This is a genomic window from Flavobacterium segetis, from assembly GCF_900129575.1.
Lineage (GTDB): Bacteria > Bacteroidota > Bacteroidia > Flavobacteriales > Flavobacteriaceae > Flavobacterium > Flavobacterium segetis.
This window is the reverse complement of sequence record NZ_FQWE01000012.1, coordinates 1-21,847: the sequence shown is the minus strand read 5'-3', so window position 1 is coordinate 21,847 and position 21,847 is coordinate 1. Positions and strand designations below refer to the sequence as shown.

The window sequence follows — 21,847 nt, the reverse complement described above, 5'->3', positions numbered from 1 at the left end:
ATGAATCCCGAAACTTCGCGACAAAAATTAAAAATCATAAATCACATGACTTACTCAGAAGAGAATTATCTCAAAACTATATATCATCTTACAGTAATTTCAGAAACTGCGGTCAGCACTAATTCGATCGCCGAAAAAATGGATACGAAAGCCTCATCAGTAACAGATATGTTAAAAAAATTAGCAGAGAAAGATTTAATTAATTATATAAAATATCAAGGCGTTTCACTGACAGAATCTGGAAGACTAGCCGCTAAAATGATTGTTAGAAAACATCGCCTCTGGGAATGTTTTTTAGTCGAAAAACTAGATTTTTCTTGGGACGAGGTACATGATGTTGCAGAACAATTAGAACACATAAAATCAGAGAAATTAATTAATAAACTCGATGATTTTTTAGGAAATCCTACGGAAGATCCGCATGGTGATCCCATTCCGGATGCAAATGGGAGAATAGTAAAAATGGAGAAACGATTACTTTCTGAACTTGAAAAAAAGCAAACTGGAATTTGCGTAGGTGTAAAAGACACGTCATCTGAGTTTTTAAAGTACTTAGACAAGCAAGAAATTGCCTTAGGTTCACTAATTGAGATTATAGAAAAGGAAAGTTTCGATAATTCTTTTAGAATTCGAGTTGGATTAAAGGAGATTACGATTTCAAATAAAATAGCTAGTAATATTTATATACAATAATTATGTTTCAATCCATTATCGATTATTTTTCAAGTATTGATCCCATTTTAGCTGCTCTATATGCGAGCTTGTTCACTTGGTTTCTAACCGCGCTTGGTGCATCATTTGTGTTTTTATTCAAAACCATGAATCGAACGGTCCTTGACGGAATGCTTGGTTTTACAGGAGGAGTTATGGTTGCTGCCAGTTTCTGGAGTTTATTGGCTCCAGCCATAGAAATGACAGGCGGCGAAGGTTTTGCGAAAGTAATGCCTGCAGCAATCGGATTTTTTTTAGGAGCACTTTTCATTTTTGGGATTGACAAAGTATTGCCACACATACATATCAATTTTAAAGTCAGCGAGGGAATTAAATCGCCATGGCAACGTACAACATTATTAGTTTCTGCCATTACGTTGCATAATATCCCAGAAGGTTTGGCCGTTGGAGTGCTTTTTGGAGGTGTGGCTGCTGGAATTCCAGAAGCTTCAATTGCTGGAGCTGTAACGCTAGCAATGGGCATTGGAATTCAAAATTTTCCTGAAGGAATCGCAGTTGCAATGCCGCTACGACGAATGGGAATGAGCAGATGGAAGAGTTTTATGTACGGACAATCATCAGCAATTGTGGAACCTATAGCGGCGGTCCTAGGCGCTTTTGCAGTGACATTTTTTACGCCTATTTTACCTTACGCTTTGGCTTTTGCCGCAGGCGCTATGATATTTGTAGTGGTAGAAGAGGTAATTCCAGAAACGCAACAAGATAAAAATACTGATATTGCGACATTAGGATTTGTGGGAGGATTTATTATTATGATGATGCTAGATGTGGCACTAGGTTAATGGCAACCACAGTCGTCCGTACCACAATCCTTTCCTGATTTTTTCTTCTTAAAAAAGAATTTTTTTACAAGAAAAGCAAGTGAAACTCCTAGTAAAATATAAGCGATAACTTCTTGTACATCCATAATGTAAATTTAAGAAAAGCAATTGGTACAAAGTGTTTTAAACAGTTAAAGTAATTACAAAATTTAAGAGCACTTTTCTAAGATAATATTTAATTTTTTGCATTTGCAAAAGCTACCTCAAAAATTTTAAATTAATTATTTATGTTTGATGATTTAGGATGAGACAAAATTAAAAAACCTATGGAAATAATATTTCTAAACTAATGTCACACGATAAATAGTGTTACAAACCAAGCAAAAGAAATGATTTTTCAGCTCAATTGCATCATCTAAAAGAAAATATAAATTTTTAAAAGGTAGGTGCTTTTAAAAATTATTAATTCTACAAAAAGGATGGTAAAACATTTTTCCAAAAAAGAAACTTATTTCAACGTTAAAAAAGTAGTTTGATGATGTTTGTAAAAACATCATCAAACACAAACCCTAATAGTTTAAATTAGAAATATACTTTTTACAGATTTAAAAGGCATTCACAGATTTTCACAATAATATCGGTTCCACCAATACATCATCGTATTCAAATGATTGTTTATTGTACTTTAAATAATGTTGTTCCTCCCTATTACATTGAATGGTAAATTTTTTGTAAATTACACCGTAATTCTAAACTTAAAAACCATGAAAAAGACATTGTATATATTCGCCATTTTAGCTTTAGCTTCTTGTAAAAAAGAGGAATCAAAAGTAGTAGAACCTTTATACCCTACAACTACTGAAGAAATAGCTCAAACTCCGGCGGCATTAGGTGAGGAAATATTCAATGGAAAAGGAAATTGTGTTTCCTGCCACCAAGTAAACAAGAAAGCTATCGGGCCTAGTTTACAAGATATTGCTAAAATCTATAAAGATAAAGGAGCTGATATGGTTACTTTTTTGAAAGGTGAAGGTGAGCCTATTGTTGATCCAAGCCAATACGAGGTGATGAAAGCTAATTTTGTAATTACTAAAGCTATGACTGATGAGGAACTAAAAGGATTAGAAGCTTATGTTTATTCTACTTTGAATTAGGTATTAATTAAGTCCTATTTTAACAATCAAGCCAGTCGCTTTATCGAGTGGCTTTTTTATGTTTTATATTTTTTTTATATTTCTTATTATGCAAACAGTTTATGTTAAAACTCCTTTAGGAATAGCTATAATAACAGGAGATAAAAATGGAATTTCTTCCATTTCTATTTCTGACAACAGTACTATTTCAGTAATAATTCCACCAGAATTACAACAAGCAGTACAGCAACTAAACGAATATTTTGATGGTCTAAGAAAAGATTTTGATTTAAAATTACAGCCTAAAGGAACTGATTTTCAGCAGAAAGTCTGGAAAGAACTGCTAGAAATACCTTTTGGAAAAACAAGAACCTATTTAGAACAATCAAAAAATTTAGGAGATGTAAAGGCTATTCGAGCTGTAGCTTCTGCCAATGGAAAAAACCCACTTTGGATAGTTGTTCCCTGCCACCGCATCATTGGCTCAGATGGCTCGCTTACTGGCTACGCTGGGGGATTGTGGCGAAAGAAATGGCTATTGGACCATGAAAATCCAACTTCTCAACAAAGTTTATTTTAAAATTAGCAAAAATTGACTTCTATCATCTAATTAGTATTTTTTATTTATATTTGAAAATCTGAATTTGTCTAATCTTTTTTGAATCCGCGTCATCTGCGTGCTATAAGTATGATTGAAAAAGTAAACCTCAATAACATTCTTTTCTTAGATATCGAAACTGTTCCTGAATCTGCGGATTTCAATGCTTTGGATCTTGAGATGCAACATTTATGGGAACACAAAACGCAGTACCAGCGAAAAGATGAATTCACTGCCGCAGCATTTTATGACAGAGCTGGTATTTGGGCTGAGTTTGGTAAAATCGTTTGTATTTCTGTGGGTTATTTTACCATTAAAAATGATATTCGAAACTTCAGAGTCACTTCTTTTTTTGGAGAAGAAAAGAAAATTTTACTGGATTTTAATAATTTGCTCAATACTCATTTCAATCAGCCACAACACGTTTTATGTGGTCATAATGCTAAGGAATTTGATATTCCTTTTCTGGCGCGACGAATGATTATAAATCAAATAGTGATTCCGAATAAACTAAATCTATTTGGAAAAAAACCCTGGGAAATTCCGCATTTAGATACTTTAGAATTATGGAAGTTTGGAGATTATAAACATTACACTTCTCTTAAATTATTAACTAAAATATTAGGAATTCCCTCACCAAAAGGAGATATTGACGGCAGTCAAGTTGGTCATGTATTTTATGTAGAAAAGGACATTGACCGTATAGTCACTTATTGTGAAAAAGATACAATAGCTGTAGCACAAATTTTCCTGCGATTAAGACGTGAGGAACTCTTAATTGATGATGAGATTATTCATGTATAAATTCCTTTAAAATAAATAAAAAACATCTTTTTATTATTTCTAGCCTTATTGGATTAGTATCACTATTTCTACCTTTTAGTAAAAATATCATTATCGGATGTGAACTAGATGGAGGTAGCGCTCTAGACTATTATTACAATAATTTAATTTATCCATTAATAAATTTTTTTAAAACACCTTCATTAGACTATTTTAATATTCTTGAAGTTTTAGCTGTTTGCATAGTGGTATTTTCTATACTATTTTCTCCTATTTTTTTTCTTTAATAGCATTAGAACAGTAATTATTCTATCTAGCATTACAATATCCTTATTAGTACTTTATTTTTATAATTTAAATGATGAATTAAGTTTTGGGTATTATGGTATTGTTTTCCAGCAACTAACCCTTTTATTTGTAATTATATTATCAAAAAACAAAATATTACATTTACAAAAATTTTAAATTATGGTGTTAAGTAGATTTTGGCTGGTTATTTTTATTTCTTCTATTCTTTTCATTGTTTACAGTCTGTTTTCAGCTAACACTTACACCATTGATTATGTTTTGAATGGTAAAAAAGACGATCCTATCTTAGTTTCTGAAAAATATGCGGAGCAACTTCCTGCTTTCATTAAAGATAGTATTATGAATGCGCCAGATCAGACTATGATAGTTGATATGGATAAAAGCAACGCCGATACGACTTACGTTTTTAAAAATAAAACCGTAAAGATCTACAGCGGTGTTCAAAAATCAGATGGTTTATTACCCACCTGTAAAAGCACACTACTAGACTTAATTATTCCATTAATTGCCTATTTAGCCTTTTTCTGCGGATTGATGGAGTTACTGATTATTTCTGGAGCTTCTGGAAAATTAGCAAAAGGATTAAGTCCTGTATTTGTCAAAGTATTTCCAAGTATCCCTAAAAACCATCCTTCTATCTCTTATATGACCTTGAACTTCGCTGCTAATTTTTTAGGCTTAGATTCTGCCGCAACTCCATTTGGCTTAAAAGCTATGGAGAGTTTACAAGAAATAAATCCTGATAAAGATAAAGCGAGTGATGCGCAAATTATGTTTATGTGCTTGCATGCTTCTGGGCTTACTTTAATTGCCACATCAATTATAGGATATAGAGCTGCCGCAAATGCCAGTAATCCAGCTGACGTTATGTTACCTTGTATCATTACTTCTTTTATTGGTACAATTGCGGCATTTTTGATTGTAGGAATCAAACAAAAAATCAATTTTAAAAGTGCTTCTTTAGTGGCAGTCTTAATGTCTCTTATTGCGGGAATTATTGGTTTATTGATGTATGTAAGTCATTTAGATTTAGTAGGGAAAAATTATTTTACATCTAATCTTTCTGCTTTGATATTAATCGGAATTGTAGCTTTTACGTTGATATTTTCATTCATTAATGAAAAAAAATTCACGGAAGCAAGCACCACGGTTTATGACTCTTTTGTTGTGGGAGCAAACAATGGTGTAAAAACGGGAGTTATTATTTTTCCTTATGTTTTAGGAATGTTAGTTGCTATTTCATTGTTTAGAAACAGTGGATTATTTGAAATTATCAGTAATGGAATTGCCTTTTTCTTTTCGGCGATGGGAGTAAATAAAGAAATTACAGATGCATTGCCAGTGGCCTTGCTTCGTCCTTTTAGTTCTGCAGGCTCAAGAGGTTTCCTGATCGATTCTATGAACACCTTTGGTGCTGATTCTCTTACGGGAAGATTAAGTAGTATTTTTCAATGTAGTGCCGAAAGCACTTTTTATGTTATCGCCGTTTATTTTGGTTCGGTTAACATAAAAAACACTCGATACACGCTTGGAACTATGCTGCTTGTAGATTTAATTTGTGTTATTACAGCAATATTTGTAGCAATTTGGTTTTTCTAAAATAATAGTCTGCATTATTAACCTAGCCATTCTCTAATTTATTAGTGATATCTTTTTATTTTTTAAAGCATCGTTGACAGAATTCAAATAATAATTAGACTTCGTTAGAGATTTTACATGTCATAAACAACATAGCACTAATGATGTTAAATTCAATTTTCTAAACAAAAAAAATGCACGAACTTCCATTCCAGAAATTCGTGCATTTTTTTATAAATTAAATAGATTGTAAATCTAATTCAGCTTTGTTTATTATTTTCCTAAAAGTAACACTTCATTAGCAACGACCTCCGTAATAAAACGTTTTACACCATCTTTATCGTCATAACTGCGATGTGTTAATTTACCTTCAATAGCTATTTCTTTTCCTTTAGTTACATATTTTTCAATGATTTCAGCAGTTTTTCCCCAGGCTGTAACGCGGTGCCATTCGGTTTTTTCAACTTTATCACCATTTTCTTTGTAATAAACTTCATTAGTAGCGATCGAGATATTCGCTAATTTTTTTCCACCTTCTAGTGATTTAACTTCTGGATCTTGTCCTACATGTCCGATTAATTGTACTGTGTTTTTCATGGCGTGTAAATTTAAATATTAGTGTTTATAGTTATTTGTCAAATCGTTCATTCGAATCAACAGGGCAAAGATGCGACGACCTCAAAACTTTAATCGGTTGCTAACTAATTACTTTCGGTTGTAACTAATTGTAAGCGTTTGTAAATGGAAATTAAATGGCTATATTTGAACAAAATATAATTTATGCAGACCAAAATAAATAAAGTAGAATTACGTAATCTTCAATTTGACGACTATAAAGAATTAAAAAACTCAATGGTGGAGTCCTATCCAGAAATGGCAGGTTCGTACTGGCGAGAACACCACATAGAGAAATTATTAAGCATTTTTCCTGAAGGACAATTAGTAATACTAGTAGACGGAAAAGTGGTTGGCTCAGCCTTATCACTAATTGTTGATGAAAGTTTAGTTGATAAAAACCATAATTATTCTGATATAACTGGAAAATATACCTTTTCAACTCACAACTCAAAAGGAGATGTTTTATATGGTATAGATATATTTATACATCCTAGTTATCGAGGACTTCGCTTGGGAAGACGATTATACGATGCTCGAAAGGAATTGTGTGAACAATTAAATCTAAAAGCGATAGTTTTTGCTGGAAGAATTCCAAATTACGGTCAACATTCCGATACATTAACTCCAAAAATATATATTGAAAAAGTAAAAAGAAAAGAATTACATGACTCTGTTCTTTCTTTTCAATTGAGTAATGACTTTCATGTGATTCGGGTGATGAAAAATTATTTAGAGGGCGATACTGATTCTAAGGAATTTGCTGTTTTATTAGAATGGAATAATATCTATTATGATGAAAGTCCGAAGCTTATAAACCTCGAAAAAAGTGTCATTCGATTAGGCTTAGTTCAGTGGCAAATGCGACAATTGAATAATCTTGAAGCTCTTTTTGAACAATGTGAATTTTTTGTAGATGTTGTTTCTGGTTATGGTAGCGATTTTGCCTTATTTCCGGAACTTTTTGCCGCTCCCCTAATGGCTGACTACAATCATTTATCTGAAGCAGAAGCTATTAGAGAGTTAGCCAAACATTCAGAACCTATTCGCAAACGCTTTCAAGAATTAGCTATTTCATATAACATCAATATTATTACAGGCAGCATGCCGTACTTAGAAAATGGCATCTTGTATAATGTAGGTTTCCTATGTAAACGAGATGGAACTTCTGAAATGTATGCTAAAATTCACGTTACTCCAAACGAGGTTCAACACTGGGGAATGACAGGCGGATCAAAAATTAGAACTTTTGATACGGATTGCGGAAAAATAGGAATTATGATTTGTTACGATGTAGAATTTCCAGAATTATCCAGATTAATGGCTGATGAAGGAATGAATATCTTATTTGTTCCATTCTTAACGGATACGCAAAATGCCTACACAAGGGTAAAACATTGTGCACAAGCAAGAGCAATAGAGAACGAATGCTATGTTGCCATTGCCGGATGTGTAGGAAATTTACCAAAAGTAAATAATATGGATATTCAGTATGCACAATCAGCCGTTTTCACTCCTTCTGATTTTGCTTTTCCAAGTAATGGAATCAAAGCAGAAGCTACTCCAAATACAGAAATGACCCTTATTGTAGATGTTGATTTAGATTTACTTAAAGAACTTCATGAACATGGTAGCGTTAGAATATTGAAAGATAGAAGAACCGACTTATACGACATCAAAAAAATAAATCCATGAAAGCCTGCTTAGAATGCGGAGAGAAAATTATAGGACGGGAGGATAAAAAATTCTGTAGCGATGGGTGTCGCAATGCGTACAATAATAAAATAAACAAGGATAGCACTAATTATATGCGCAACATAAACAACAAGTTGCGCAAAAATTATCGTATTCTAATAGAACTCAACACAGAACAAAAATCAAAAACTACGCGAGCTAAGTTGCTGAGTAAAGGATTTGATTTTGAGTTTTTTACAAATATTTTAGTCACTAAAACCGGAAATACTTACTATTTTCTCTATGACCAAGGCTACATGGTTTTAGATAACGATTTTTATATTCTAGTCAAGAAAGACATTTAGCAACCTCCAAACCAAAATGAAAAAAACCTATTTCCCCCTAATCGCAATCCTTTTCATCTCCTTTTGTTTGGGATTGCTTTTCTTTACCATGATGCCTCAAATGACATCGGATGATGAAGGTACATTAACTGAATTTTCCACAAAAAGAGCACTGAATCACGTTGCCGAAATTTCAAATAAACCGCATTACGTAGGTTCTCAAAATCATGTAATAGTTGCAACTTATCTCCAAAGAGAACTACAGCAATTAGGCCTAGAAACTTCAATACAAGAAGGTTATACCTTAAGTGACTGGGGAAATTTAGTGAAATCAAAAAATATTCTAGCCCGAATAAAAGGAACCAATAGTTCAAAAGCGTTGTTGCTGTTGTCACATTATGATAGCGCACCACATTCCTACTCGCCCGGAGCAAGTGATGCAGGATCAGGTGTAGCCACAATTCTTGAAAGTGTTCGCGCTTTTATTTACAACAAAACCGCTCATAAAAACGACATAATCATCCTCTTTTCTGATGCGGAAGAATTGGGTTTAAATGGTGCAGCATTATTTGTTTCAAAGCATCAGTGGGCTAAAGAAGTGGGTTTAGTATTGAATTTTGAAGCTCGTGGCTCCTCAGGGCCAAGTTATATGCTTATGGAAACTAACGGCGGTAATGCTGGTTTAGTTCAGGAATTTGCTGCTGCAAATGCAACTTTTCCAGTATCTAATTCCTTAATGTATAGTATTTATAAAATGCTACCTAATGATACTGATCTAACCGTTTTTAGAGAACAAGGTAATATTAAAGGCTATAATTTTGCTTTCATTGATGATCATTATAATTATCACACTGCTCAAGATGATTTAAATCATTTGGATAAAAACACTTTAGCACATCAAGGTTCTTATTTAATGCCATTGCTTAAATATTTTTCCAACACTGATTTATCAAAAACAGAAGCGAGTGAAGATTACGTCTATTTCACCATTCCATATACGTTTATAAGCTATCCTTTTAGTTGGGTTTTAGTGATGGCAGCCGCTGCTTTACTATTATTTATTTTTCTTGTTGTATTAGCAATTGCAAAAAAAATAATAACAATTCAAGATATTTTAAAAGGATTTATTCCTTTGTTATTGTCAATTACTATAGCAGGATTAATTACGTTTATTGGCTGGAAAGCACTTCTTGTTTTTTATCCGCAATACAATGATTTACTAAATGGCTTTACTTACAATGGGCATGAATATATTGCTGCATTTGTGCTTTTATCAATAGCCATAAGTTTTGCTGCTTACCAGCGATTCTCTATTAACAAGCTATCCATAAGCCATTACGTAGCTCCTCTATTTATCTGGATTGTGATTAATGGGTTATTAGCATTTAGTTTACAAGGAGCTGGATTTTTAATAATCCCGGTTTATTTTGGTCTTATTGTTTTTGGAGTTTTTATTGTTACCCAGCAATCATTCAAAGTACTAAATCTTATTCTTAGTATTCCAGCTTTGATAATAATTGTTCCTTTTATCCAAATGTTCCCTATTGGTTTGGGCTTAAAAGTCCTTTTTGGAAGTGCTATTCTTACCGTTTTAACTTTCACTTTATTGCTGCCTGTTTTTGGGGCTTTCGCCAAAAAGGGAATGTGGGCCCTATTGTTTTTAATTCTTTCGATAGGATTTTTTACGAAAGCGCATTTAGATTCGGGATATGAATTTGGAAAAGCAAAATCAAATAGTTTACTATACATTTATGATGCTGACGCCGATAAAGCTACTTGGGCAACCTACGACACTAATTTAGATAATTGGACGAAAACCTATTTAGGCGAAAACCCAAAAGAAGTCACAGCACTTAATGCAATTCCGCTGTTTAGTAAATATAATTCCGGTTTTACGTATCTAGTTGAAGCACCTAAAAAAGAATTAGTAAAACCCACAATTGAATTTCTTGAAAATAGAACTGCAGGAAATCAAAGGTATTTGAAAATCCGAATTTCACCCAATAGAAATGTAAATAGGTATGATATTTTCGCTAATAATAAAATGGCTATCTATAATTTTAAAGCTAATGGCGTAACAACTTTAAATCAAAAAAGCGCCTTGTTAAAGCGAAAGGGCAAAAAAATAGTCAGCTATTACGTGGTAGAAAATGCGCCATTAGAAATGGAATTTCGTATTAATTCTAGTTCAATACTAGACATGGAATTATTAGAAAGTTCGTTTGATTTAATGACAAATCCCATTTTCAAGATGCAAAAAAGAGAAAATTGGATGATGCCCACTCCTTTTGTCCTCAACGATGCTGTGGTGATTAAACAGAAAATAAAACCAAGCCCAGTAGTTGCGGTAGATACTTTAATTCCAATTATCACAAAACGCTATTTTAAACCAAAAAAAACAGTAGTGGAAGATAGCTTGCAGATGAATTAGAATATTTCATTCCAAATTGTTACCCTATATTTTATTTTAATTTTTAATATTTACTATTGTTTAGAATTTCAGTGAAAATTGTATAGCTATTAAGAACACGCGTTTCGCTCCGAGCTTGTCAAAAAGATCGTATTATTTATAACCGCAAGAAGTATTTCGAGAAGCTTAATGAGATAAACTGAGTGCAATTGCTGCGGGAATTAACAAGAAAATTTAATTTTTAGCTCATTAAAAAAACAATCAATAAACGCAGACGCAAATCGACTATAATAATTAAAAAATGAAAAAAATTAGCATTTTAGGTTGCGGTTGGCTTGGCTTACCTTTGGCGAAAGCCTTACTCGAAAACGGAGCTCAAATAAACGGATCAACTACAACTCCTGAAAAACTTGTAGCATTAACAAATGCAGGAATTCAACCCTTTTTGATTGATGTTCCGGTGACTTTAAATAATGATTCAGCAGAAGGAAAAATATTTTCAGCAGCAATGCAAGATTTTTTAAGTGAAAGCGAAATATTAATTATCGATATCCCACCTAAACTACGCGGAGGTGCTATTACAGCTCTTGAAAAAACTTTTGTAAATAAAATAGCGATACTCATTCCTTTTATCGAAAAATCAACTATCGAAAAAGTTATATTTGTCAGCTCCACTTCTATTTTTGGCGAAGACCAAAAAACAGTTACTACTACAACAAATCCAAAACCCGATACTGAAAGTGGTAAGCAATTGCTTGCGGCTGAACAACTTTTACAAAGTAATAAAAATTTTAAAATAACTGCTGTTCGTTTTGGAGGACTTATTGGCTCAGACCGTCAACCAGCCACGTTTTTAGCAGGCAAAGAAAATATAGCAAATCCTAATGCTCCCGTTAATTTAATTCATCAAGAAGATTGTATTGGCATTATTCTTAAAATCATAGAAATGGATTTTTGGAATGAAACTTTTAATGCAGTTTCCTCTTTTCATCCTTCGCGAGAAGAATATTATACTCAAAAAGCAGCCGAATTAAATCTGGCTTTGCCAATATTTGATCATTTGAAGCCATCCATTGGAAAAATTATTGAAAATGACAAAGTTCTGCGACTTTTAAAATATACTTTTGCGCAACCAAAATTGTAAAGTGAAAACTAAAATTAAGAATGCCATTTCTACCAAGGTAAATATTGTTGGACTACCCATATTAGCAGTATGTTTTGTCAGTTTTTTTTGGGGAACCACATGGATTGCGTCTAAGGAAGGAGTCAAGCACATGCCTGCGTTACAGCTTGTTGCTATTAGACAATTTCTAGGAGGATCACTCTACATTGCCTATTTTTTATTTAAAAAAGCGGCTTGGCCTAAAGGAAAGCAATGGAAAACTATCATAATACTTAGTATTCTTAATTTTGTTTTAAGCAACGCTTTGAGCACTTGGGGTGTGAAATATATCAGTAGTGGTTTAGGCGCTATTATTGCCGCTTGTGTTCCTTTATGGATTGTTATTATTACTTTTTTTAGAGGAGGTCGTTTATCATACTTATCTGTATTTGGATTATTTATTAGCTTTGCAGGTATTTGTGTCATCTTTTACGACCGGTTGAGTGATTTTTTAAATCCAAGTTTTAGATTTGGAATAATAATTTCTATCGTATCTACACTAACTTGGGCCTTTGGCACTTTATACACTAAGAAAAAAGCAGCTACATTTAATCCTTATTTTAGTTTAGGAATACAAATGTTTTTGTCTAGCATTATCGTTTTTGCTTATGCTGGCGCCACTGGATTATCAGTTCCTTTAAGCGAAATTCCAGCTATGTCTTGGTGGTCTATTGCTTACTTAGTAGTTTTTGGGTCGATACTTACTTTCATTGCATTTATTTACGCTCTTCAAAACCTTCCGGCTGAAATTAGTACCATCTATTCCTATATAAATCCTATTGTTGCTGTTCTTCTAGGTGCCTTAATTTTTGGAGAAATACTAAATGCAGCAATTGCAATTGGTGGAAGCGTCACCTTATTTGGATTATACTTAGTAAACTATTCATTACGAAGAGCTCGAAAAAAAAATATTGCCACTCCATAAAAAATAAAAAATCCCACTCACCGAGGTGAATGGGATTTATACATTATTAAAAATTTATTACCAGATTCTAACTCTTTTCTCTGGCGCGATATACATTCCATCAGTTGCTTTAATATCAAAAGCTTTATAGAAATTATCTATGTTTTGCAATGGTACATAAGCACGATACATTCCTGGAGAATGCGGATCAGTTTTTACTTGGTTTTTCAGTGCTTCATCACGCATTTTTGAACGCCATATTGTTGACCAAGAAATAAAGAAACGTTGCTCAGGTGTATAACCATCAATTAAACCTGGGTTCCCGTTTTCTTTCAAATAAATTTGTAAACCATCATAAGCAGCATTTACACCACCTAAATCACCTATGTTTTCACCTAAAGTAAATTTACCATCTACGAAAGTTCCTGGCAATGGTTCAAGTGCACTGTATTGAGCTGCAAGCGCTCCTGTTAAAGATGAAAATTGTTTTAAATCCTCAGCTGTCCACCAGTCTACAAGATTTCCATCTGCATTGTAACGCGATCCAGAATCATCAAATCCATGGGAGATTTCATGACCAATAACACCACCTATTCCACCATAATTCACGGCTTCATCCGCTTGGTAATTGTAAAAAGGCGGCTGTAAGATTGCTGCTGGAAATACGATTTCATTATTAGATGGATTGTAATAAGCATTCACTGTTTGTGGTGACATTCCCCATTTATCTTTATCTACTGGTTTATTCAACTCAGCTATATTTTCATTAAAACGCCATTGCGCTAAGTTTTTAGCATTTTCAAAATAAGTCCCACCTTCTTTTGGACTGTTAATTGTCAAAGCTGAATAATCTTTCCATTTATCAGGATAACCAATTTTGATTCTTGATTTGTGCAATTTAGCAACCGCACTAACTTTAGTCTCAGCTGACATCCAAGCTAAATTATTGATTCTATTTTCGAAAGCTATAAAAATATTCTTGATCATTTTCTCCGCTTTCACTTTGGCTTCAGCTGGAAATTTTTTCTCTACATACAATTTTCCTAAAGCTTCTCCTAAAGTTCCATTGATCGTTTGCAGCGCATTTTCATCCCGTGGTCTTTGTTTAACAGCTCCGGTTAAGGTTTTTCCGTAAAAGTCAAAATTTGCATTTTCGATAGTGGTAGACAACTGGCTGGAAGCTCTATTTAGTAAACTCCAGCGCATGTATGCTTTCCAGTCTGCTATTTTATTTTCTTTAAAAATTGTCTCTAGAGCTGTCATGTATTTAGGTTGAGAAACAATAATCGTATCTGCCTTTGCTAATCCTATTTTAGTAAAATATGTATTCCAGTTGATTGATGGCGTTAATTTACTTAACTCAGCTACCGTCATTGGATTGTATGATTTACGTCGGTCTCTGCGCTCTACTCTATCTAATCTTGGTTTAGACATTTCAGTTTCAAGAGCTAATATTTTATCCGCATTAGCCTTAGCAACTGCTGGAGAATCTCCTAAAAATTGCAACATTTTAGCAACATGTAGGACATATTTAGCCCTTTTTTCTTTAGAATCGGCATCTTCAGAAACGTAATAATCCCTGTCCGGAAGTCCCACTCCACCTGGTCCTAAATTAACCACATTGCGACTACTGTTTTTTGCATCTGTCCCTACGCCAGCACCAAAGAATCCAATACCACCAAGTGGCTCCATTTCAATCAGTAAAGCTTCTAAATCTTTAGTGTTTTTTACCGCATTAATTTTAGCTAGATATGGTTTCAGTGGAGCGATTCCCGCTTTGTTTCTTCCCACTGTGTCCAAGATGGTTTGGTATAAATTTACCGCTTTACCTTGATCAGTATTAGATTTATAACTTGGGTTTGTAGTGGCGTCTTTTAGAATTGCTAGCGCATCAGCATCCGTTCTTTTACGCAATTCATCAAAACTTCCCCAGCGAGTTCGATCATTTGGAATTTCAGTATTGTCCAACCAAGTTCCATTTACATAACGAAAGAAATCGTTACTAGGTTTTACTTTTTTGTCCATGTAATTAACGTTGATTCCCGGTTCCTTAGTTGCAGGAGCGTTTTGGGCTTGACCCATAGCAAAACCCATAATTGCAGGAATGACAAAAAGCAATTGCTTATTTTTCATTTTTTTCATTTTTTTGTAGTTAATCAGTTATCCTCACAAAGCTATCAATAAATCTTTTAATTATTTGTTAAAAATTAGATGGTTTGCATATTAAAAAATCCCAAACACTATTAAAAATAGCGAATGGGATTAAAAATTGTAATTTCTGCTTAAATTTTTACCAAATTTTTACACGTTTTTCAGGCTGGATAAACATTCCATCACCTGATTTTATAGTAAAGGCATCATAAAATGCGTCAATGTTTTGAACTGGCACATAAGCTCTATACATTCCGGGAGAATGCGGATCCGTTTTTACCTGATTTTTAATTGCTTCGTCACGCATTTTTGTACGCCAAACTGTTGCCCACGATATAAAGAAACGCTGCTGTGGTGTGTAACCATCAATTAATTCTGGCGTTCCATTTGCTTTTAAATAAAGTTGTAAACCATCATAAGCTGCGTTCACGCCTCCTAAATCACCTATGTTTTCTCCTAAAGTAAATTTACCATCTACAAACGTGCCTGGTAAAGGTTCTAACGCACTGTATTGATCCGCTAGCGCAGTTCCTAAAGTTGTAAATTGCTTCAAATCTTCAGCAGTCCACCAGTCAGATAAATTTCCATCAGCATTGTAACGCGCCCCTGAATCATCAAATCCATGAGAGATTTCATGACCAATAACGGCTCCTATTCCGCCATAATTTACGGCTTCATCTGCTTGGTAATTGTAAAATGGTGGTTGCAAAATCGCTGCTGGAAACACAATTTCATTGTAGGAAGGATTGTAGTACGCATTAACCGTTTGTGGAGACATTCCCCATTCTGTTTTATCAACTGGTTTGTACAATTTATCTATATCTTCCTGAAAAGCCCATCGAGCAAGATTTTGTTCGTTTTCAAAATAGCTTCCTCCGTTCTCAATACTTGTAATTTTCAAAACAGAATAATCTTTCCACTTATCAGGATACCCTATTTTGATGGTTATTTTTTTTAATTTTTCAATCGCTTTTACTTTAGTATCGCCAGACATCCACGTCAAATTATTGATTCTGTTTTGGTATGCTAAAACTACATTCTGGATCATTTGTTCCGCTTTTGCTTTGGCCTCAGCCGGAAACATTTTCTCTACATATAATTTTCCTAACGCTTCACCAATAGAGCCATTTATTTTTTGCAGTGCACGATCCTCGCGAGGTCTTTGCTTAAGCGCTCCAGTTAATGTTTTACCATAAAAATCGAAAGTGGCCGCTTCCAGCGGAAGAGACAACTGACTGGCTGCACTTTGCAACAATGTAAATTTCATATATTCCTTCCAGTCCTCTACCTTATTTTCCTTAAAAATAGTTTGCAAGGCCTTCATGTACTTTGGCTCACTTACAATCACCGTATCTAACTTTGTAAATCCAAGACTTGTAAAGTAATTTTTCCAGTTTATAGCAGGCGTTAATTTTTGCAAATCAGCTATAGTCATTGGGTTATATTGCAACCTGCCATCTCTTTGCTCCACACGGTCTAATCTTGGTTTAGACATTGCCATTTCAAGCGCTAAAATTTTTATCGCACTTGCTTTAGCTTTAGCTGGGCTTTCGCCAATGAACTGTAGCATTTTTGCAATATGCAATTCGTATTTTTGACGTTTTTCTTTAGAATCTTTGTCATCTGCTGAATAGTAATCTTTATCTGGTAATCCTAATTCACCAGTTCCTAAGAAAACAGAATTCTTATTACTGTCCTTATCATCAGCACCGACGTAAAGGCCAAAAAAACCAATTCCACCGATAGGTTCCATTTCAATTAATACTTTTTCTAAATCTTTAGTGTTTTTTATAGCATCAATTTTAGCTAAATATGGTTGTAAAGGAGTGATACCGTTTTTATTTCTTGCAACGGTATCTAAAATAGTTTTGAAAAGATTGATTGCTTTTCCTTGATCCGTATCCGCTTTATATTTTGGATTTTTAGAAGCTTCCTTCAAAATATCCATTGCATCCTTATCTGTCTTTTTCAGTAACTCGTTAAAACTTCCCCAAGAAGTTCGATCACTTGGAATTTCGGTTTTGTCTAGCCAAATTCCATTTACGTATCTAAAAAAATCGTCATTAGGTCTGACTTTTTTATCAATATTAGCAATATTAATTCCTGGCTCCTTAACTGTTGCGTTAGATTGCGCTTGAGATACAGAAAAGCCCATAATTGCAGGAATCACAAAAAGAAGTCGTTTACTCAGTTTTATTTTCATTTTATTTAAGTTTAATTACAATTACAAAGCTATTGATAAAATTTAGGAAAATATACAATTCACCTAATTGTCTTTCAGCCTTCTATAACATTAGTTGCAAACTTTGCCAAATAGTATCACTATTTTTGAATTAAATAAAATGAATCGTGAAATACCTCTTTTCGTTTATAGCCATTGTCACACTATTTAGTTTTAAAAAAACCATTGGGAATTACATTGCTATTGTAAAAAATTGAACAGGTAGTCATGCTTAGAAATTTTGAAATTATTGTAAGTAAAATTAATTTTTTCTCTTGTCGCATAAAACATTAAATCCTTCTTAGTAAAAAGTTCAATTCTATTTCCTTTTTCAACAATCAACACGGACTAAGATTCTGTTAATATGAATGAGAAACAAATCACGTTGTTGTACTTTTGCATAAAAATTGAATCATGTCAGCATTTTTAAAAAAATACGGTCTTTTTTTAGGGGGTTTTGTTGTTTTCTCTGTAATCGTTTTGTCATTATTTTATTCGGCTTTAAAGCCAAAAAAAACATTGCCCATATTTAATCCCGCAGATGTAAACCCCGAGTTAGTAGATAGTACGGTTCAGTACAAAAGCAAGTACCACACCATTGCTGATTTTTCGTTTACCAATCAAAACGGAAAAACAATCACTCAAAAAGACTATGAAGGTAAAATATATGTGGCTGATTTTTTCTTTACCACATGTGCTACCATTTGCCCAAAAATGACTACAAATCTATCTGAAATCCAAACGGCTTTCGCCAATAATCCAAAAGTAAAATTGCTTTCTCACACCGTTTTCCCAGAGACTGATACTGTTCCTGTTTTGAAGGCTTACGCCAAAGAGCATAATGTAGATGATTCTAAATGGAATTTAGTCACAGGAGATAAAAAAGAAATTTATGCAATGGCTCGAAAATCCTATTTAGCAGTAAAACTAGGCAAACCAGAAGAACTATACGACATGGTTCATACTGAAAATTTTGTTTTAGTTGATGCTAAAAAGAGAGTTCGTGGTTTTTATGACGGAACAGATAAAGAGGATATGAAACGCTTAATCGAGGACATCACTTTTCTAAGCAAAGAATAAAAAATAACCTTTAGATAGATTTAATACAAAACTGAATTGTCTTGTTCAACACAAAACGATGGTCAAAGTAGTCTTTTTTAAAAGAATACTAAGTGACAATTTTCTCTTTACTTATCGATTATTTAGAATGTTATTTCCCGCTTTGAAATCAATCAATAACTAAAATCAATTTTTTAGATTTCTATTGAATAACTGTACTTTCAATAGTTTTTAATTTATTATTTTACTTTTAAAAAACACATCCTACAAAACTCTTTTTTCCGATAGCTACTAAAGGTGATTGCCATAGTCTAAAAAAATTAATAATGATTGCCGCTTTGGCCTGTCAATTATCTTAGCACAAACGATTAAACAATTCTTATTTATAATTAAGTAAAACGGTTATTTCGACCTACAACATCTTGAATATACTTGACGTGTTGCAAATTAAATGGAAAAGTAAAGAAAATTTAAGAGCGATTTACCCCTTGAAACAGTAATCAAAATAAAATTTCATTTGATGATTTGTAAAGAATTATTTATCTATTTGAAAAGCAATAAAGCGAAACAAACCTTCGCCAATCTACCCATATTTGGGTGGATATACGAAGGTTTGTTTCGCCTATATACTAGTTATCTGCAATTCTGTTAACAAATCGTTATTAATAAGTTTTTTTATATATTTTTACAAAAAAACACATTTCTTAAAATGAACGATATTAAAGAATTTTTCAAATTTGCTGAGTCCCTTAAATTAAATCAAAAGGCAGAATTAACCGACACCAAGGGAACAAGTTTAATTTCATTAGTATATACAGATTTATTTCCTAATAATGCTATCAATGATAAAGTTAATCTACCTAATACAACAATAATAATTGGTAGAAAAGGTACAGGTAAATCTACAATTTTTCAAAAATCAATTGAGGATCAATTTGACTCAAAAAGTGCATTTCCAATATATATTGATGTAAAAACTATATTTGACAAAGCTACACCAACTCTTGACTACAATCAAGTACAATACATATCTAACAAAGAAATAACGAAGTATTTAATTTATAAAAATTTTCTTAAAGAGGTAATAAAAGAAATTAATAAAAAAATTGAGAACTTTATTTCATCAGGCTTCTTTTCAAAGTATTTATTACTTGACACCGCTAAAATTATTAGAATTCAGGAAGAACTGACTAAAATTGATTTAAACTTAAAAGATGCCTTTGAAAAAATTGATATTAACTTATTTGAATCGATTGGTACGGAACTTGAAAAACAAACTATAAATAACTCAAATGTTGGTATCAAATTGTCCGACAAACCAGAGTTAAATATATCAGATGATGCTTCAAAAACCAAAAAAATAAAAGAACAATTCAGTAGTGTTTTTCTAAATTTCCTTAATATCAAAGAATTAATCATTGATAATTTTTTGGTTATAAAAGATATCTTAGAGGTAAAAAATTTATATTTATATTTAGATGATTTTTCTGAAATTGAAATAGAAGCTCAGTCAATATTTATAGATTGGTTTATTGCTCCTTTAAATAACTTATCTGAAAATTTTATTAAGTTTAAAATTGCTACATACAGGGGTAGACTTTATCTAGGTAAAATTGATCGATCAAAAATCGATTTTGTCCATTTAGATTTTTTTGAAGCTTATAATATTTACAAAAATATTTCTAAATCTGAAGAACTTGCTTTGGATTATAACATACGATTAATTGAAAATAGAGCTTCACAGTTTTTTAAATCAGCAAATTTTTATGATTTTTTTGATATAAAAAAAGATGAATTACATGAAATTCTTTTCGAAATCTCAATGAATATTCCTAGAAAATTAGGATACATTTTATCATATTGTTATGAATCAAATTTAATTCACGATCAAAAGGTTACTAAAGCAGCTTTGGGAAATGCTGCACAACGGTATTACGAAGAAATAACAGAAAGTTATTTTATAGCAAATCAATATATTACAAGACCTTTTGATGATAAAATAAATATTGCAAGTCAAATAAATTTATTGGAAAAAGTAATCGAAAAGCAAAAATTTAACAAACAGAATATAAATAAGTCAACAAGTAAATTGTTTGATGGAAAAGAACAGCCTACAAGCCACTTTGTTGTAAATGAAGATTTTGCACAACTATTAAATAATCTCGAATTAAATGGATTTTTAAGTACCTACAATAAAATAAAAGATAAAAGTAATATTTCTTCTACACTATTTGCTTTGGACTACGGTTTATGTCGAAAACATAATTTAATTTATGGTAGACCTAAAGATACTGAAAAAAGAAAATATTATAGTGATTCTAGATTTAGTCTTAACCATATTATCAGAGAACACTTTAATTCAACGCAAGTGTTTAAGTGTATAAATGGTCACGAGTTTAATTTTGAATTAAAGAAAAATTTAGAAATGTTTGATATGAGTTGTCCAACATGTTTAAAAGATGGAACAATGACAAAAGTAAATCTGTCAGTTTCTAGTGAAGAAATTATACAAAAAATAAAAAGAATAGAATCTAAATCTCTTATAAATATTGATTACGATGAATTTAAAATTTTACATTCTTTGAGTCAATTTTCACCAGTATCCTTACCTTGTAAAAAATTAGGTGAATTAACAGATTTTTCGTATCAATATGTGTCTAAAAGAATTCCAAAATTAATTGAGTTAGGCTTAGTTGAAGTGGATTCAGAAAAATCTTTAGCTTTAATTAAAGACCATTATTTACTTACTGCCAAAGCAAAAGAAAATATTATTGATCCGATTTTAGAAAGAGTAAAACAAAAATTAAATGAAATTGAAAATTTTGAAAATTTAGAATTGAATATATAATGTAAAGAAGAACTGCAGATAACAGCCGTTTGGCGAGATTGGGGTTTTAGTGGAATTAGCGTTTTTTTACTACATTTACGTTCAACCGAAAATACTCGGTTTCAAAAGTCCCCAACCTCGCCAAGCGCCAAGACGTCAGGTTGTGAAAAAACTCCGTTTTTCACTAAATAACCTCAAAATCCATTGCTGTATAATTGCATAGAACTACGCTAAGCAAGCTTGTTTTTTAGGCAGCAATTTTAGGTTCATTTCGATTAAGTCCTTAAAAAGGCTTAAATAAACCCTCCTAAAAATAATAACACCTTTGGTTTTGTAAGGTGACTTCCATTTCTTGAGTTTATCTATTAAGTCGGGTACGCCCAGAATGTTTATGGAGCGTTTGATGTTGTACACTAGCATAATTAAGCTGTGTTCACCATTTACTTTTTCTAGTCCCGTTAAATTAGTGTGGTTGTAGCCCCATTGTCTCGTAATGGTTCCAAAGATATGTTCGTTGATCTCTTGCCTGGTGCGATATAGTTGTGGGTTTTCCTGATACCGTTTGTTGTTTTCTTCAACGGCACTA

General features: G+C 32.6%; 18 protein-coding genes. 13 read left to right on the top strand and 5 right to left on the bottom strand.

Annotated elements, in window-relative coordinates; genetic code table 11:
• The first annotated feature begins 45 nt into the window (after positions 1-45).
• Together BUA99_RS14020 and BUA99_RS14015 are read left to right on the top strand one after the other, a co-directional pair.
• Positions 46-693: a metal-dependent transcriptional regulator gene (locus tag BUA99_RS14020; protein WP_072993800.1), complete on the top strand. Its 648-nt coding sequence runs from the start codon at positions 46-48 to the stop codon at positions 691-693.
• Between the two features lie 2 nt (positions 694-695).
• On the top strand, positions 696-1,514 hold the full coding sequence (locus BUA99_RS14015; RefSeq protein WP_072993720.1) for a ZIP family metal transporter: 819 nt from the start codon (positions 696-698) through the stop codon (positions 1,512-1,514).
• Here the strand turns inward: BUA99_RS14015 and BUA99_RS15035 are convergent.
• The gene (locus tag BUA99_RS15035) at positions 1,511-1,639 is read right to left on the bottom strand and encodes a FeoB-associated Cys-rich membrane protein (protein WP_143151780.1); all 129 of its coding nucleotides are present in this window, start codon (positions 1,637-1,639) and stop codon (positions 1,511-1,513) included. The two genes, BUA99_RS14015 and BUA99_RS15035, sit on opposite strands and share 4 nt — an antisense overlap.
• Before the next feature lie 618 nt (positions 1,640-2,257).
• On the opposite strand from BUA99_RS15035, the gene BUA99_RS14010 reads away from it, so the two are divergent.
• From BUA99_RS14010 to BUA99_RS13995, 4 genes are all read left to right on the top strand, one after another.
• Positions 2,258-2,647 (top strand): c-type cytochrome, encoded by a 390-nt coding sequence (locus tag BUA99_RS14010; RefSeq protein ID WP_072993718.1) that lies wholly within the window; start codon positions 2,258-2,260, stop codon positions 2,645-2,647.
• Between the two features lie 88 nt (positions 2,648-2,735).
• Positions 2,736-3,206 (top strand): methylated-DNA--[protein]-cysteine S-methyltransferase, encoded by a 471-nt coding sequence (locus BUA99_RS14005; RefSeq protein ID WP_072993716.1) that lies wholly within the window; start codon positions 2,736-2,738, stop codon positions 3,204-3,206.
• 108 nt (positions 3,207-3,314) lie between these two features.
• A complete protein-coding gene (locus BUA99_RS14000; protein ID WP_072993714.1) occupies positions 3,315-4,028 on the top strand; it encodes a 3'-5' exonuclease in 714 nt (237 codons plus the stop codon).
• Between the two features lie 447 nt (positions 4,029-4,475).
• A complete protein-coding gene (locus tag BUA99_RS13995; protein WP_072993712.1) occupies positions 4,476-5,915 on the top strand; it encodes a nucleoside recognition domain-containing protein in 1,440 nt (479 codons plus the stop codon).
• Between the two features lie 252 nt (positions 5,916-6,167).
• Here the strand turns inward: BUA99_RS13995 and BUA99_RS13990 are convergent, their stop codons facing one another.
• Positions 6,168-6,491 (bottom strand): single-stranded DNA-binding protein, encoded by a 324-nt coding sequence (locus tag BUA99_RS13990; protein ID WP_072993710.1) that lies wholly within the window; start codon positions 6,489-6,491, stop codon positions 6,168-6,170.
• A 183-nt stretch (positions 6,492-6,674) separates the two neighbouring features.
• Here BUA99_RS13990 and BUA99_RS13985 point away from each other — a divergent pair, with 183 nt between their 5' ends.
• The 5 genes from BUA99_RS13985 to BUA99_RS13965 all read left to right on the top strand — a co-directional run bounded on the left by BUA99_RS13985 (position 6,675) and on the right by BUA99_RS13965 (position 13,024).
• Positions 6,675-8,204 (top strand): bifunctional GNAT family N-acetyltransferase/carbon-nitrogen hydrolase family protein, encoded by a 1,530-nt coding sequence (locus BUA99_RS13985; protein WP_072993708.1) that lies wholly within the window; start codon positions 6,675-6,677, stop codon positions 8,202-8,204.
• Positions 8,201-8,548, top strand: coding sequence for a hypothetical protein (locus BUA99_RS13980; RefSeq protein ID WP_072993707.1), 348 nt, complete (start codon positions 8,201-8,203; stop codon positions 8,546-8,548). Before BUA99_RS13985 ends, BUA99_RS13980 begins: the two co-directional genes overlap by 4 nt.
• A 16-nt stretch (positions 8,549-8,564) precedes the next feature.
• The gene (locus BUA99_RS13975; protein WP_317045047.1) at positions 8,565-10,958 is read left to right on the top strand and encodes a M28 family peptidase; all 2,394 of its coding nucleotides are present in this window, start codon (positions 8,565-8,567) and stop codon (positions 10,956-10,958) included.
• 280 nt (positions 10,959-11,238) lie between these two features.
• On the top strand, positions 11,239-12,081 hold the full coding sequence (locus tag BUA99_RS13970) for an SDR family oxidoreductase (protein WP_072993700.1): 843 nt from the start codon (positions 11,239-11,241) through the stop codon (positions 12,079-12,081).
• Between the two features lies 1 nt (position 12,082).
• Positions 12,083-13,024, top strand: coding sequence for a DMT family transporter (locus BUA99_RS13965; RefSeq protein WP_072993697.1), 942 nt, complete (start codon positions 12,083-12,085; stop codon positions 13,022-13,024).
• Positions 13,025-13,081: 57 nt separating this feature from the next.
• Here the strand turns inward: BUA99_RS13965 and BUA99_RS13960 are convergent, their stop codons facing one another.
• Positions 13,082-15,145: a M13 family metallopeptidase gene (locus tag BUA99_RS13960; RefSeq protein WP_072993695.1), complete on the bottom strand. Its 2,064-nt coding sequence runs from the start codon at positions 15,143-15,145 to the stop codon at positions 13,082-13,084.
• Positions 15,146-15,293: 148 nt separating this feature from the next.
• The gene (locus tag BUA99_RS13955) at positions 15,294-17,357 is read right to left on the bottom strand and encodes a M13 family metallopeptidase (protein WP_072993692.1); all 2,064 of its coding nucleotides are present in this window, start codon (positions 17,355-17,357) and stop codon (positions 15,294-15,296) included.
• Positions 17,358-17,789: 432 nt separating this feature from the next.
• On the opposite strand from BUA99_RS13955, the gene BUA99_RS13950 reads away from it, so the two are divergent.
• Positions 17,790-18,455 (top strand): SCO family protein, encoded by a 666-nt coding sequence (locus BUA99_RS13950; protein ID WP_072993689.1) that lies wholly within the window; start codon positions 17,790-17,792, stop codon positions 18,453-18,455.
• A gap of 688 nt (positions 18,456-19,143) precedes the next feature.
• Positions 19,144-21,282, top strand: a complete 2,139-nt coding sequence (locus BUA99_RS13945) for a hypothetical protein (RefSeq protein ID WP_072993686.1) — start codon at positions 19,144-19,146, stop codon at positions 21,280-21,282.
• Positions 21,283-21,486: 204 nt separating this feature from the next.
• On the opposite strand, the gene BUA99_RS13940 is transcribed toward BUA99_RS13945, so the two are convergent.
• Positions 21,487-21,847: transposase (locus tag BUA99_RS13940; protein ID WP_234972978.1), on the bottom strand; the 361-nt coding region annotated here is incomplete at its 5' end.